The organism is Sphaerimonospora sp. CA-214678 (genome assembly GCF_050942215.1).
GTDB lineage: Bacteria > Actinomycetota > Actinomycetes > Streptosporangiales > Streptosporangiaceae > Sphaerimonospora.
Genome location: NZ_CP192056.1, coordinates 4,943,990 through 4,957,798, shown reverse-complemented (window position 1 = coordinate 4,957,798; position 13,809 = coordinate 4,943,990). Strand labels below are relative to the sequence as shown.

General features: G+C 68.6%; 10 protein-coding genes and 1 pseudogene. 7 read left to right on the top strand and 4 right to left on the bottom strand.

Annotation, left to right across the window (positions count from 1 at the left end):
* Window positions 1-69: 69 nt before the first annotated feature.
* Window positions 70-924 (top strand): transposase family protein, encoded by an 855-nt coding sequence (locus ACQP1K_RS22255; protein WP_433497635.1) that lies wholly within the window; start codon window positions 70-72, stop codon window positions 922-924.
* A 304-nt stretch (window positions 925-1,228) separates the two neighbouring features.
* Here the strand turns inward: ACQP1K_RS22255 and ACQP1K_RS22250 are convergent, their stop codons facing one another.
* Both ACQP1K_RS22250 and typA read right to left on the bottom strand, forming a co-directional pair.
* Complete coding sequence (locus ACQP1K_RS22250) at window positions 1,229-1,897, bottom strand: superoxide dismutase family protein (RefSeq protein ID WP_433497634.1); 669 nt, start codon at window positions 1,895-1,897, stop codon at window positions 1,229-1,231.
* Window positions 1,898-2,036: 139 nt separating this feature from the next.
* Window positions 2,037-3,893 (bottom strand): translational GTPase TypA, encoded by a 1,857-nt coding sequence (typA, locus tag ACQP1K_RS22245; RefSeq protein ID WP_433497633.1) that lies wholly within the window; start codon window positions 3,891-3,893, stop codon window positions 2,037-2,039.
* A 220-nt stretch (window positions 3,894-4,113) separates the two neighbouring features.
* Here typA and ACQP1K_RS22240 point away from each other — a divergent pair, with 220 nt between their 5' ends.
* Window positions 4,114-4,869 carry an alpha/beta hydrolase gene (locus ACQP1K_RS22240; protein ID WP_433497632.1) on the top strand — a complete coding sequence of 252 codons (756 nt, stop codon included), beginning with the start codon at window positions 4,114-4,116 and terminating at the stop codon, window positions 4,867-4,869.
* A gap of 193 nt (window positions 4,870-5,062) precedes the next feature.
* Here the strand turns inward: ACQP1K_RS22240 and ACQP1K_RS22235 are convergent, their stop codons facing one another.
* Window positions 5,063-6,484, bottom strand: a complete 1,422-nt coding sequence (locus tag ACQP1K_RS22235; RefSeq protein ID WP_433497631.1) for an aldehyde dehydrogenase — start codon at window positions 6,482-6,484, stop codon at window positions 5,063-5,065.
* Between the two features lie 348 nt (window positions 6,485-6,832).
* Here ACQP1K_RS22235 and ACQP1K_RS22230 point away from each other — a divergent pair, with 348 nt between their 5' ends.
* The gene (locus tag ACQP1K_RS22230) at window positions 6,833-7,723 is read left to right on the top strand and encodes a coiled-coil domain-containing protein (protein WP_433497630.1); all 891 of its coding nucleotides are present in this window, start codon (window positions 6,833-6,835) and stop codon (window positions 7,721-7,723) included.
* Between the two features lie 72 nt (window positions 7,724-7,795).
* Here ACQP1K_RS22230 and ACQP1K_RS22225 read toward each other — a convergent pair.
* Window positions 7,796-8,050, bottom strand: a pseudogene (locus ACQP1K_RS22225) (family 1 glycosylhydrolase); the annotation flags it as partial.
* 230 nt (window positions 8,051-8,280) lie between these two features.
* Between ACQP1K_RS22225 and ACQP1K_RS22220 the strand changes: the two are divergent.
* The 4 genes from ACQP1K_RS22220 (at window position 8,281) to ACQP1K_RS22205 (ending at window position 13,759) form a co-directional block, all read left to right on the top strand.
* Window positions 8,281-8,964 (top strand): TetR family transcriptional regulator, encoded by a 684-nt coding sequence (locus ACQP1K_RS22220; protein WP_433501614.1) that lies wholly within the window; start codon window positions 8,281-8,283, stop codon window positions 8,962-8,964.
* Window positions 8,965-9,049: 85 nt separating this feature from the next.
* On the top strand, window positions 9,050-9,853 hold the full coding sequence (locus ACQP1K_RS22215; RefSeq protein ID WP_433497629.1) for an alpha/beta fold hydrolase: 804 nt from the start codon (window positions 9,050-9,052) through the stop codon (window positions 9,851-9,853).
* Window positions 9,854-9,924: 71 nt separating this feature from the next.
* On the top strand, window positions 9,925-10,266 hold the full coding sequence (cutA, locus tag ACQP1K_RS22210) for a divalent-cation tolerance protein CutA (protein WP_433497628.1): 342 nt from the start codon (window positions 9,925-9,927) through the stop codon (window positions 10,264-10,266).
* Between the two features lie 1,432 nt (window positions 10,267-11,698).
* A complete protein-coding gene (locus ACQP1K_RS22205) occupies window positions 11,699-13,759 on the top strand; it encodes a DUF222 domain-containing protein (RefSeq protein ID WP_433497627.1) in 2,061 nt (686 codons plus the stop codon).
* Window positions 13,760-13,809 lie beyond the last annotated feature (50 nt).

Sequence of the window (13,809 nt, the reverse complement as noted above, 5' to 3'; positions counted from 1 at the left end):
TCGGAAAGCGTAAAGCCCCTGCTAGAAGTGGTCTTGTCTAGAGATCAACTTCATAATCAGAGGCTTCACGTGCCCACCAGTGTCACATACTCGGCGACCCTCCAGGTGCGCCGGGAGACCGTGCTGTTCCTGGCCGCCCTGCTTCATGCCGAGCGCCGCCGCAGAGGTACCCGCCGCGGCCGCCGCGCACTCGGCTGCCATGCCCAGGCCGTTCTCATCCTGCGCTGGTTCCTGGACGGCACCAGGGTCATGCAACTGGCGATCGATCACGGCATCGGCCGTAAGACCGTCTACCGCTACCTCCATGAGGGCATCGACCTTCTGGCCGCCCACGCTCCCGACCTGAACACCGTCTTGGACACGGCCGCGCGTGCGGGTTTGACGCACGTCAACCTCGACGGCATCGTCATCGCCACCGACCGCGTCGCCGCCCCCGGTCCCAACGGCGCCGACCTGTGGTGGTCCGGAAAACACAAGCACCACGGCGGCAACGTGCAGGTCATCTCCGCCCCGGACGGCTGGCTGCTGTGGGTCTCTGAGGTCCGCCCCGGCCGCGAGCACGACATGACCTGCGCCCGCCGGCACGGCATCATCACCGCCCTTGCTGCCATCCGCACCGACCTGCCGGCCCTGGCCGATCTGGGCTATGAAGGCGCCGCCGACGTCGTCCGCGTCCCGCTTAAGAAGAAGCGCCACCAGCGCCGGCTCAGCGATGACCAGCACACCTACAACAAGCTGCTGCGCGGCCTGCGCGGCGTCGGCGAACGCGCGAATGCTCTACTCACGGTCACCTTCAAGGCTCTGCGCCGGGTCAGCCTCGATCCCTGGCGCATCGGGAAAATCATCCAGGCAGCGCTCGTCCTGCTTCATCACGAGCATGACTGGACCATGTCGCCATCACACAACGTGATCTTCAGTTACTGAGAACAGCTCAGTGGCCCTCCGCTCGGGGAAGAAGGGCCGATTCGAATTGACGATCATGCGATGTCTTCCTGTATTCGGGAGGGATTGAGGATGTTGCGCATGCGGGGCGATGGTTGGCGATGGGTGGAGAAATTCGATTCGGATTTGTAAGAGCCGGCGTGCATTTTGTTCGTGCAGGCATCTTCTTCATTTCCACGATCTCGCCTGGATTTTAACGCTGAATAGCGGAGGTGCATCGCAAGGCGTGGAAGGAGCGGGTACGGCTGTCCTATGGCGGAGCCGTACCCGTGAGGGGGCGGTGAACTCAGGCGTAGTCGAACACGCCGCAGCCGATGCGGCGGCCGGCGTCGCCGGTCTTGAGCGTGGTGGCGTCCGGTCCGGTGGTGCCGGTGGAGTCCTTCGGGTGGCTGTACCGGTCGGGGATGTGCGCGTGGTTGTCGGGCAGCTCGTGGATGACGACCGAGCTGCCGTCCTTGTCGGCGAGCTGGTTCAGCTTGAACCGGTCCGTGACGAAGGACGCCATCGCGGTGCCGTCGGCGGTGGCCAGCAGTGAGGGGAGGTCACCCGCCATGGAGTCGTGCTTTTTGGGACCGACGTCGAGGTGCTCGCCCGCGCTGGCGAACGGGCTCCCGGTGGCCTTGTCGACGGACTCGGGGTCGCACACTCCGGTCGTGTGAATGTGCATGCCATGGAACCCCGGGGTCAGCCCCCGGGCGTTGACCGTCACCCATAGCTTCTTGCGGTCGTAGCGCTCGATCTGGAAGGTGCCGAGCACCTTTCCGTGCACATCCTTGATCAGGGCGACCGCCGAGTCGGGCCCACGGCTCGCCGCATCGGCGGCCGGTACGGCGCCTGCCGCCGCGTTCGCGGCACCCGCTCCGGCACCGGCGACACCGATCGTGCCCGTGATACCGAGGGCACCGGTGACGAGGAGGGCGCTGACGGCCGAGGTGATATGGGTCTTACCGAGCATGAAAGGCTCCTCCGGATGCGTTCTCTCTGCGCACAGGAGAGCACCGGCCGCGCCACCCCGGGACCGGGAAACGCCGATCATGGGAGGCCGTTTGCCCCGGCCTTGCCGTACGAGAAGGAGCCCTCGGGGTTCGCCCCGCTCAGCCGCCCGCGCGCTTGGCGCGGGCCGCGGCCCGGCCCCGGCTGGCCGAGTCGAGCACGGTCTTGCGAATGCGCACGGTCGCCGGAGTGATCTCCACGCACTCGTCGTCGCGGATGAACTCCAGCGCCTGCTCCAGGGACAGGACGCGCGGCGGGACCAGCTTCTCCGTCTCCTCGGCCGTGGACGAGCGCATGTTCGTGAGCTTCTTCTCCTTGGTGATGTTCACGTCCATGTCGTCGGAGCGTGCGTTCTCACCGATGATCATGCCCTCGTAGACCTCGGTGCCGGGGGAGACGAACAGCGTGCCGCGCTCCTGCAGGTTCATCATCGCGAACGCGGTCACCTGCCCGGACCGGTCGGCCACCAGCGAGCCGTTGTTGCGGGTGCGAAGCTCGCCGAACCACGGCTCGTAGCCCTCGAACACGTGGTGCACCAGGCCGGTGCCCCGGGTCTCGGTGAGGAACTCCGTACGGAAACCGATCAGACCGCGGGCCGGGACCAGGAACTCCATCCGGATCCAGCCGGTGCCGTGGTTGGTCATGTGCTCCATGCGGCCCTTGCGCTGCGCGAGGAGCTGGGTCACCGCGCCCAGGTAGTCCTCCGGGCAGTCGACGGTGAGCCGCTCGACCGGCTCGTGCACCTTTCCGTCGATCGTCTTGGTGACGACCCGCGGCTTGCCGACGGTCAGCTCGTAGCCCTCCCGCCGCATCTGCTCGACGAGAATGGCCAGGGCCAGCTCGCCGCGGCCCTGGACCTCCCACGCGTCCGGGCTGCCGGTCGACAGCACGCGCAGCGACACGTTGCCGACGAGTTCCTTGTCGAGGCGGTCCTTCACGAGGCGCGCGGTGACCTTCGAACCCTTCACCTTCCCGACGAGCGGGCTGGTGTTGGTCCCGATGGTCATGGAGATCGCCGGCTCGTCCACGGTGATCAGCGGCAGCGGGCGGGGGTCGTCGGGGTCGGCGAGCGTCTCACCGATCATGATCTCCGGGATGCCCGCGATGGCGATGATGTCGCCGGGCCCGGCCTCCGCCGCCGGCTTGCGCTCCAGCGCCTCGGTCATGAGCAGCTCGGAGATCTTCACCCGCTGGACCGTGCCGTCGGTACGGCACCAGGCCACCTGCTGGCCCTTCTTGATCGTGCCCTGACGGACGCGGCAGAGCGCGATCCGGCCGAGATAGCTGGAGGCGTCCAGGTTGGTGACGTGCGCCTGCAGCGGCGCGGTCGGATCGTAGACCGGCGCCGGGATGGTCGTCGCGATCGTCTCGAACAGCGGCTCCAGATCCGGGGAGTCCGGCATTCCGCCGTCCTGCGGCCGGTTCAGCGAGGCACGCCCGGCCTTGGCGGAGGCGTACACGATCGGGAAGTCGATCTGGTCCTCGGTCGCGTCGAGGTCGAGGAACAGCTCGTACACTTCGTCGACGACCTCGGCGATCCTGGCGTCCGGCCGGTCCACCTTGTTGATGCACAGGATCACCGGCAGCTTGGCGGCCAGGGCCTTGCGCAGCACGAACCGGGTCTGCGGAAGCGGACCCTCGGAGGCGTCCACCAGCAGGACGACGCCGTCGACCATGGACAGGCCGCGTTCGACCTCGCCGCCGAAGTCGGCGTGACCCGGGGTGTCGATGATGTTCAGCGTCATCCCGCCGTGCCTGACGGCCGTGTTCTTGGCGAGAATGGTGATGCCCTTCTCGCGTTCCAGGTCGCCGGAGTCCATCACCCGCTCGTCGACGTCCTGGTTGGCGCGGAACGCCCCGGACTGCCACAGCATGGCGTCCACCATCGTGGTCTTGCCGTGGTCGACGTGCGCGATGATCGCGATGTTCCGAAGGTCGTCGCGGCTCTGCAAAGGCATGTCGAGTCTCACTCTGGGTTCGTCGGGGTGTCCGTCCGCGTCTCCACTCAACTGCGGGCGAGACACGCTGTGGCCGCGAAAACAGGCACGGCTTACCGATTTTAGTTGATCCCTCGGGATGCGCCGAACCAGGAAGCACAGGACGGGGCCAGGAAGCGCAGGACGGGAGTCCGGTGGGTGCCTTCCAGCGCGGTGCGCGGGCGCGAATATGGTCATGACCATGGGTCTGGCTCCTGCCTTCGGGGCGATGCTGCGCACGGCGGACGGCGTGCGCCTCGACGCGGCGCACACGCCGAACGGTTCGCTCGATCTCGGCATCGTGGTCGCCCACGGCTTCACCGGCTCCTGGCGGGAACGCCCCACCCGGCGCATCGCGCACGTCCTGTCCCGCTTCGGCGGGGTCGTGGCGTTCGACTTCCGGGGACACGGCCGTTCATCCGGCCGGTCCACCGTCGGCGATCTCGAGGTCCTCGACCTCGACGCCGCGGTTAAGCACGCCCGCTCGATCGGCTATCGGCGCGTCGCCACCGTCGGCTTCTCGATGGGCGCCGCGGTGGCCGTACGGCAGGCCGCGCTGCATCCCGGCGTGGACGCCGTCGTGTCGGTCAGCGGCCCCGGCTGGTGGTACTACCGGGGCACCCGGCCGATGCGTCAGGTCCACTGGGTGATCGAGCACTGGCATGGGCGGCTGGCGGCCCGAGCGGTCAAGCGGACGAGGATCGCCACCGGAGGCTGGGATCCCATCCCGCTCCCGCCGTACGAGGCCGTGTCGCTGATCTCACCGACACCGCTGCTGGTCGTGCACGGCGACGCGGACCCGTTCTTCCCCCTCGAGCACGCCTACCGGCTCTACGACAACGCCAAGGAGCCCAGGGAGCTGTGGGTCGAGCCGGGGTACGGCCATGCCGAGGCGGCGGCCACCCCGGAACTGATCCGGAAGATTGCCGGGTGGATCGCGCGAACTATTTCCGGTTAATGCTCGTCTATTAGGAATGTGGGCAACCCCATGAGGGGTTTCGCACCGCCGATAAGGGGATCGGCGCACACCGTTCAGCCGAGTCGAACGGTGTGGGCCCAGCGTCGCGGGGGCGCGCTGGGCGGGGCTCCGGTCCCGTACGGCTCGCCGCCTCGCCGTACGGGACCAGGAGGTTCACAACCTGAGCGACGCCTCAGCCGAGGCGGGCGATGGACTTGTGCTCCAGGTAGGCGGACAGTCCCTCGCGGCCGATCCCGCTGTCCTTGAAGCCTCCGAAGGGCGCGTTCGGATCCATGGTGTTCATCTTGACCCCGTAGGTCCCGGTTCGGACCTGGCGGGCGACCGCCACGCCGTGCTCGGGGTCGGCCGTCCACACCGAGCCGGACAGGCCGTAGTCGCTGTCGTTGGCGATCCGGATCGCGTCGGCCTCGTCCTGGTAGGGGATCACGGTCAGGACCGGACCGAAGATCTCCTCTCTGGCGATGCGCATGTCGTTGGTGGCGTCGGCGAACACGGTCGGCGCGACGTACCAGCCCCGGTCGAACGGCCGGTCGAGCCCGCCGACGACCGGCTTGGCGCCCTCCTCGATCCCGGCCCTGATGTAGCCTTCGACGCGCTCCCGCTGCCGCTCGGCCACCAGCGGGCCGATCCCGGTGGCGGGGTCGCGGGGATCGCCGACCCGCTGGCCCGCCACCATGTCGGCGATCGCCTGGACCACCTCGTCGTACCGCTGCCGTGAGGCGAGGATGCGGGTCTGGGCGACACACGCCTGGCCGTTGTTGAGCAGCGAGGCCATGGACAGGAAGCCCATCGCGGACGGCAGATCGCAGTCGTCCAGGATGATGGCGGCCGACTTGCCGCCCAGTTCGAGCGTGCACCGCTTGAGCCGCTCTCCGCAGATCCCCGCGATGCGGCGGCCCGCCGCCGTGGAGCCGGTGAACGCGACCTTGTCGACGCCCGGGTGGGAGACCAGGTGCTCGCCGGTCTGGCGGCCGGCGGCGACGATGTTGACGACGCCGGCCGGGACCCCCGCTTCCCGGATCATCTCGGCGAGCAGATAGGAGTCGAGCGGCGTCTCGGGAGCCGGCTTGATCACGACGGTGCAGCCCGCGACGAGCGCGGGAGCGAGCTTGGACATGATGACGAACTGCGGGACGTTCCACGGCACGATCGCCGCGACCACACCGGCCGGCTCGCGCCGTACGATCACCGGCCCGAACAGGCCGGGGCGTTCTTCCTCGACCGGGAAGGTCTGGCCGAGCTCCGCGAAGTAGCGCAGCATGCCGAGCGGCTGCGGGGCCTGCGCTAGCTGGGAGAACGTGATCGGACAGCCCATCTCCAGGGTGATGGTCTCGGCCATCTCGCCCTGGCGGGAGTCGTAGACGCCGGCCAGCCTGCCGACCACGGCGGCGCGCTCGGCCATGGTCATCCGGGGCCATGGCCCGTTGTCGAACGCGTCCCTGGCCGCGGCGACCGCCCGGTCCATGTCCGCCGGCGTGCCGTCGGGCACGCGGGCCACCACCTCTTCCGTATGCGGGGAGACGACCTCGATCGTTCCGGTGCCCGCCGGGGCCACCCAGTCGCCCCCGATGAAGAGAGTGTCGTGCAGCAGCATGTCCTGTGCCTCCTGATCGGGGGGCCTCCTGATGGTCCCTGATGGGGCGCGCCTGCTCGCGCACACGCCTCGACCGAATCACGTTCCGCGCGGCCGTCGCAAGGGCGTCCGGGTGAGCAGGACCGAGGGGAGGGAGCCGCTCGCTTCTCCCCGGTCGCGATCGATCGAACGGGGGTGATCAGGACACGGGTAGGCGTCCTGTCGTTTTCGAACCGGTCGATGAGGTGCGCGTCAAGCCCGGGAAAAGCGTGAGATAAGTTGCCATTGATGGATGAGTTTCTCCTGTTCCGGTCGCATAGGTGAGGGTCGTCTCCTATAGTTTCGGTCCGGATCTGAGTGGAGGGTCGCGTGCGGTCGAGACGCCGGGTCGGGTTGGCGGTGATGGCGGTCGCGAGCCTGGGCGTGCTCATCGGGTTCCCTGAGGCGGGGGCCGAGCCGGACCAGCAGACCAAGATCCGCGCTCTGACCAGGGAGGCCGCGGCCGTCGCCAAGGCGTACCGGGGAGAGATCATCAGCCTGGACGACGCGAAAATCGCGGTCCAGAAGGCGTCCAGGAAGGTCAAGACCCTCAAGGCGCGGCTGCGCGCCGCCCAGCGGGAGGTGGCCGCGATGGCCCAGACCAGTTACATGGGCGGTGGCTACGACGGGACGTCGGTATTCAGCGGCGCGGGTGATCTGTCCACCATTTCGATGATGACGTACCTGTCCCGGGCGAGGACCGAGCGGCTGAACAGCGTCAAGACGCTGCTCAGCCAGCAGAAGAAGGCGGCGCGCAAGGCCGACGCCGAGATCGACAAGCTGCAGAAGCACATCAGGGAGCTCAAGTCGAGGCAGCACGAGATCGAGCGGATGCTGGCCAGGTACGGCTTTCAGCAGCCGGGGCCCACGACCGGCCTCACCCAGCGAATGATCACCGTGCGAGACGCGATCCTGAGGGAGTTCCCGATGCCGTCCGGCTACGGTTGCCTGCGCGGTGGCGACGCGGGCGACCACGGCAAGGGGCGGGCCTGCGACTTCATGATGAGTGGCGGCGGCCGCATGCCGGACGCGGTCGGCAAGGCGCGCGGCGACGCCCTGGCGCAGTGGTGCATCGACCACGCCAGGGAGTACGGGATCATGTACATCATCTGGCAGCAGAAGTTCTACGACATGCGCACCGGCACCGGCTGGCGGATGATGTCAAACCGCGGCGGGATCACCGCCAACCACTACGACCACGTTCACGTTTCCGTGCTCTGAGCGTTTCCGTGCTCTGAGCCTTTTGCGTGCTTTGGGTCTTTTCGGTGCCCCGTGTTTTTCGACGCTCGGGGCCTCCGTGCCCCGGTTCGAGATCAAATCTTTCGGCCAGTGATAGGACGCCTTGGGCGTGCGCTTCTGGGTTTCGAAGTCGACGTGCACCAGGCCGAAACGCTGGTGATAGCCCTCCGCCCATTCGAAGTCGTCCAGCAGCGACCAGACGAAGTAGCCCCGGACGTCCACGCCCTCGGCCGCGCGTACGGCCGCGATGTGGCCGTCCAGGTAGGCGATCCTCTCCTGGTCGTCGATACCCTCATAAGAGCAGCCGTTGCCACGTCCCCGGTGTGGCCCTCCCGGGTCCGGCCGGGTTCGTGGGAGAAGGTGTCCCAGATGGAAGGCCCGCGGCCGTCCTCGTCGACGGCTCCCTCTATCTGCTAGGAAGCGGTGGCCGTACCCCAGAGGAACATGTCCGAGCCCTCCTACGGACGATGCGGGCCGATAACATGAGTACGCGTCATGTTATCTGTCGTGCAGGCAAGTGGGGAGACAATGTCCCAATGATGAAGGTCTCGGGCGAAGTCTCCATCGGAGCGGGGGGAACGATCTCCGGGGAAACCTTTCGGCGTCGCCCCGCGCAGCGCCGCAGCCAGGAACGCGTCGAGCGGATGCTGGACGAGTGCGCGCGCCTGCTCGACGAGCTCGGCTACGACAGTCTGACGACCAAGGAGGTCGCGCGCCGGGCCGAGGTGCCGATCGGCACGTTCTACCAGTTCTTCAGCGACAAGCAGGCACTGGTACGCGCTCTCGCGCTGCGCAACCTCGACGCGTTCCTGGACCGCCTGGCCGGTCGGCTCGCCGTCGAGCGGATCTCCGACTGGACCGACGTCGTGGATCTCGCGATCGACGAGTTCGTACAGATGAAGCGGACCACCCCCGGATTCGGCGTGGTGGATTTCGGTGAGGTGCCGGCCGCCCCCGGAGGTCCCGCGCTGCCCGGTACCAAACGGATGCTCGACGCGGCGCTGGAGAACAACGCGGTGGTGGCGGATCGGATGCGCACGCTCACGGTCGAGCTGCTCGGCCTGCCACGGAACGAAGCGCTGGGCCGGGCGTTCCTGGTCGCCGTCGAGGCCGCCGACGCCGTGCTCAAGCTCGCTTTCCGTGCCGACCCCGAGGGCGACCCCGAGCTGATCGCCGAGTGCAAGCGCCTGGTCCGTCGCTACCTGTCCCTTCATCTTCCGTAGCGGTGCGGAAGGCCCGCCGGCGGAGGTGACGCCGGATGTCGGTGGCGGTGGGTAGCGTCGGGGGGGCCGAACAGAGGAGAGCAGGATGGCCACTGTGACCTCGGGCGACGGCACCCGGATCGCTTTCGAACAGATGGGGAGCGGGCCCGCGCTCGTACTGGTCGACGGGGCGAGCGGCTTCCGCCGGCTCGGGCCGATGCGGTCCCTCGCCGGTCACCTGGCCGGCAGGTTCACCGTTGTGATCTACGACAGGCGTGGGCGTGGGGAGAGCGGCGACACCCCGCCGTACGCCGTGGAACGGGAGCTGGAGGATCTCGCGGCCGTGATAGCGGCGAGCGGCGGATCGGCGTTCGTCCACGGGTTCTCCTCCGGCGCGGCGCTGGCCCTGCTCGGAGCCGCGGCCGGACTGCCGATCTCGATGCTCTCACTCCTCGAACCGCCGATCGACCTCCATCATCGGTGGAGAGAAAGCGGCCCCGAGGCCGAGCACGACCTCGCCGCCGAGATCGAAGAGCTCGTCGCCGCCGGTCGCCGGGACGAGGCGGTCGAGCATTTCCACACGAGCATCGGCGCCCCGCCCGAGATGGTCGCCGGTATCCGGCAGGACCCCTTCTTTCCGATGTTGACGGCCATCGCGCACACCCTCGCCTACGACCTTCGGATGACCTCGGCCGTCTCTCACACCACTCTCCGGTCCGTGACCGTGCCGGCCCTGGTCGTCGGCAGCACATCCAGCGACGACCGGATGAACATGTGGGCCGCGGATGTGGCGGCGGCGCTTCCCCTGGGCCGCCATGTGATCCTCAAGGGGGAGTGGCATGGTGTGCCGGCCACCGTGCTGGCCCCAGCGCTGGCCGGCTTCTTCGCCGGCGGAGCCGCCAACGACTGACCGGGGAGAATGTCCTCGTCGGGCCGACGTCGCCATGTGCGGCCGCCGGGTACGGTCGGCATGTGTAGGAGATGGAGGGATTCCAGATGGGGGAGTACGTGCAGGTTCAGGTCGCCGTCGACGATCGGGACACGGCCGCCTCGCTCGCCCGTTCCGCAGTCGAGGCCCGGCTCGCGGCATGCGCCCAGCTCGTCGGGCCCATCGTCAGCACGTACTGGTGGGAGGGCCGGGTCGAGACCGCCGACGAGTTCCTGCTGCTGCTGAAGACGACAGGTGATTCGGTCGACCGGCTGACCGAGCACATCCGCGCGGAGCATCCGTACGAGACTCCCGAGATCGTCGCACTGCCGATCGAGGGCGGGCTCACCGCCTATCTCGACTGGATCGCCTCCGAGACCCGGCAGCCGCTCTAGATCTAGACACTCACACCGGTCGTCTCTTCCCGGACATGCCCCTGGATGGCTCCTCCGGCGGGCTGCCGGGGCAGTCGGCGATTCTGGCTCGGAGCGTCACATCGGTGCAAGCCGCCAAATGTGGTGGAACGGTGCTGACCGGGCCGCGTTGTCGCCCGCATCGAGCGACACGCTCATGCGGGCGGATTCTTGGGGGTCTTGTGGGCTGGGCCTCTTGCCGGGATCACCATGACGCCGCAGCCGCTGGAGGAGCCCACCCACCTGTACGGAGGCGTTTCCAGGTGACCCGGACCCACTGGCCGCGGCCCCACGGGTCGGCCGCCGCCGGTGGATCACTTCGCTGTAATCTCCTGCGGGCTCCACGGAGGCACTGTTCTCCGCCGGTCTGCCGTACCAGGCCATCAGGGTGGAAAAACCCCCTCTGCCGAGTGGCACACCGCGGCCGCTGCACTCGCGGCACAGCTTCGTGATGTCTGTGCTTCCCGCGTTTTCCTCGTTGAGCTGGATGAACGACTGGACCTCGTACTTTCGGCGACGCGCTTTGGCCACGCACTTTCGGCGACGTCGGTCACTTTTCCGACATCTCGGGCCTTTGCAATAAAGGGTACTTGTGGCCCTTAAGTGATTTCTAATCGCTGCGGAAGGGAGTTGCTATTCACGGGCTTGCGTGAGACTATTAGTACAGATTTTCGATATGGAATTGCTCGTAAGAAGTCGGGAAGGGGGGCGCATGGAGCCGGCGGAGCTGAGTCAGCCACTCGGGCCGTTCGATTCGGGTACGCCGCCTTTCCGGGATCGGTCGCCGCTGCTGGGTCCTGAGTGGTGGGCCGCAGTGCGGGCCGAGGCGTCGGCGCGTGCGTCTGCCTGCTCCTCCGATGGTCGGGGAGGGGCCGCGTCGTGGTCTGGCTGGCCCGACTGGCTCGCCGCCGTTCCTGCTGTTTCCCTCGGCCGTACGCTCGTGGAGAGTGTGTCTTTGGGCCGGGTGGTGGATGGCGGCTCCGGTGATACCGGCTCTGTCGATGGCGCCTCCGCTGGTACGGCTCCTACAGTCGTCGCTCCCCAAGCGCGCATCGACGACCGTGACGACGACGCTCGCTGGCGGCGTATCCCTGAGACTGCGGATACCCCTTCCAATGGTTCCCCGGATCGTGCTTCAGCCGTTTCGACGGTCGGTCCCGGGGGTGATTCTCCGGGCGGTGTCGCGGACGGCACCTCGGACGCCCCTTGCGAGGGCGTCTCGGGCGATGTTTCGGGCGCTTCCGAGGACGGCCCCTCGAGTGATGCTCCGGATGGCTCTTCGGACGGTCCCGCAGCTGATGGTTCAAGCGGTTACACGGACGGTTCTTCGGACGGCTTGGGCGATGGGTGTGCGGCGGGTTCCACGGACGCGGTGGGCGCGGTGGATGTGGGCGGGGTGTTGTCGTGGCCGTTGGTGAGTCAGGTGCGGGAGGCCGCGCTGGCGGTGGCGGTGACTCCTGTCCCGGAGGCGGTGGAGGTGTGCCTGGCGCAGCTGGAGGAGCTGGCGTTCGCGCGGGACCGGCTGGAGGCGGCGATCGCTTTGCGTGCCGGGCGGGTGCACGCGGCCGGGGCGGCCCGGCAGGCGGGACACGCCTCGACGAGGACGTGGCTGCGGTCGGTGTGCGGGATGAGCCGCCGGGCGGCTTACCGCACCGTGGCCCTGGGCGTCGAGCTGGAACGCCTGCCTGAGGTGCGGGCACGCTTCGCCGCCGGGAACCTGGCCGAGGCGGTGGTCTCGGCGATCTGCGCGGCCACCACCGGGCTCAGTGATGCGGACGCGGTCAAGGCCGAGACGATCCTGCTGGAGCTTGCCGGCTCGGCCGGCCCGCAGGAGATCGCCAAAGCGGGACGGTATCTCCGCGCGGTGCTGGACCCCGATGGGGAGCTCCGGGATGCCGGTGCCGATTTCGATGCCCGGTTTCTGCTGGTGCGGGAGACCGATGCCGGCGGGGTGGAGGGGGAGTTCCGTCTGCCGCGGGAGGCCGCCGCCCGGCTGCGGGCGCTGCTGGACGCCTACGCCAGGCCCAAGGCGCAGGGGGATGACCGGCCGCTGAGGGTCCGTAACGCCGACGCGCTGATCGCGCTGCTGGAACAGCAGATCACCACCGAACTCCTGGTGTTGATCAACGCCGAATCCCTCCCCGACGACCCCACCCCTCACGGCACCACTCCCAACGAGTCCGCACCCGGCGATGCGAGGCTCAGCGACACCCCACCCGGCAGCACCCCACCCGGCGATATCCCGCCCACAGACAGCTCGTCCGAGGACGCCACGCCCGACAACGCGAGGCTCGGCGACACCACGTCCGACGACGCCCAGCCCGGCGATGCCGCTCCCGGCGACACCGTGCCTGGTGACCCCGTGGCTGAAGACGCCGCGCCCGGTGATGCCACGCCGGGTGACGCCGTTCGGAGCGATGGCCCGGCGCGTGCGACCGGCAAGGCGACCGGCCCGGAGACCCGCGAGGACACCGATGAAGACCCCGGTGGGGACCCCGGCCCTGATCACACGCCCGACCCCGCTCCCGACCCCGCTCCCGAGCCTGCTTTCGAATCCGCTCCCGAGCCTGCTTCCGGCTTCATTTCCGGGGCCCTTCCCGGGACCGGCCGGAGAGACGGCCGTGGAGACGGCCGGGGGGACGCCGCTCCAGGCGGTGATCCCCCCTGCGGACAGGACCCCGGGCAACCCACCGAGAGGTCAGCCGAACCACGCCGGACCTCCGTCCACCCTGCCCCCGGGAGCGGTGACAAACCCAGCACTCCCGCCGAGACCGGAACCGGAAACGTGGACGCCGGGGGTGTGAGTACCGGCGGTGGGCCCGGGGATGCGGGATGCGAGGCCGGGGACCGGCGGTGGCTGTCGGTGCTGCGCACCCTGCCCGGGCTGCTGCTGTCCACCGGGCAGTTGCTGCCGATCACCGACATCCACCGCCTGGCCCGCACCTCCACCCTCGTCCGCCTGGTCATGAACGCCGACGGACAGGTCCTGGACATGGGCCGCAAAACCCGCCTGGCCACCCCCGCCCAACGCCGCGCCATCGCCGCCCGCTACGACACCTGCTGGGTGAAAGGCTGCCCGCTCCCGGCGAGCATGTGCCAAGTCGACCACCTCGACAACTGGAGCGAAGGCGGCCACACCGACCTGGCCAGACTCGGCCCCGCCTGCCAATTCCACAACCGCGACCGCGACCTGCACCCCGACCGCTACCGACGCCGCCAGATCGGCCCCGACCGCTGGGAATTCACCTACATCGGCCCCTCACCCACCAGAAAACACCGACGTGAGCCGACACCGCCTCCGTGTGAACGGCGGCCCGGCCGAGACGCGGTCCCGCATGCCCTTGATCAGCTTTCCCCCGGGCCGATCCGGGAGACAGAGCGCGGGCCGAGGAGGGGGCCGTCCCGGAGGCGGACAAAGAGCAGGAACCACTCTGAGGAGGAGACCACTCTGGATAGGGGAGGACGGAGTGGCTGACAGAGAGGAATCGTTCCGGCGAGGAGGACTTGCCCGGAGAGCAGAAGCCA

Coding starts and splice junctions, on each gene's coding strand:
- ACQP1K_RS22250 (WP_433497634.1), bottom strand. CDS start 1,897: ATGCTCGGTAAGACCCATATCACCTCGGCCGTCAGCGCCCTCCTCGTC.
- typA (WP_433497633.1), bottom strand. CDS start 3,893: ATGCCTTTGCAGAGCCGCGACGACCTTCGGAACATCGCGATCATCGCG.
- ACQP1K_RS22240 (WP_433497632.1), top strand. CDS start 4,114: ATGGGTCTGGCTCCTGCCTTCGGGGCGATGCTGCGCACGGCGGACGGC.
- ACQP1K_RS22235 (WP_433497631.1), bottom strand. CDS start 6,484: ATGCTGCTGCACGACACTCTCTTCATCGGGGGCGACTGGGTGGCCCCG.
- ACQP1K_RS22220 (WP_433501614.1), top strand. CDS start 8,281: ATGAAGGTCTCGGGCGAAGTCTCCATCGGAGCGGGGGGAACGATCTCC.
- ACQP1K_RS22215 (WP_433497629.1), top strand. CDS start 9,050: ATGGCCACTGTGACCTCGGGCGACGGCACCCGGATCGCTTTCGAACAG.
- cutA (WP_433497628.1), top strand. CDS start 9,925: ATGGAGGGATTCCAGATGGGGGAGTACGTGCAGGTTCAGGTCGCCGTC.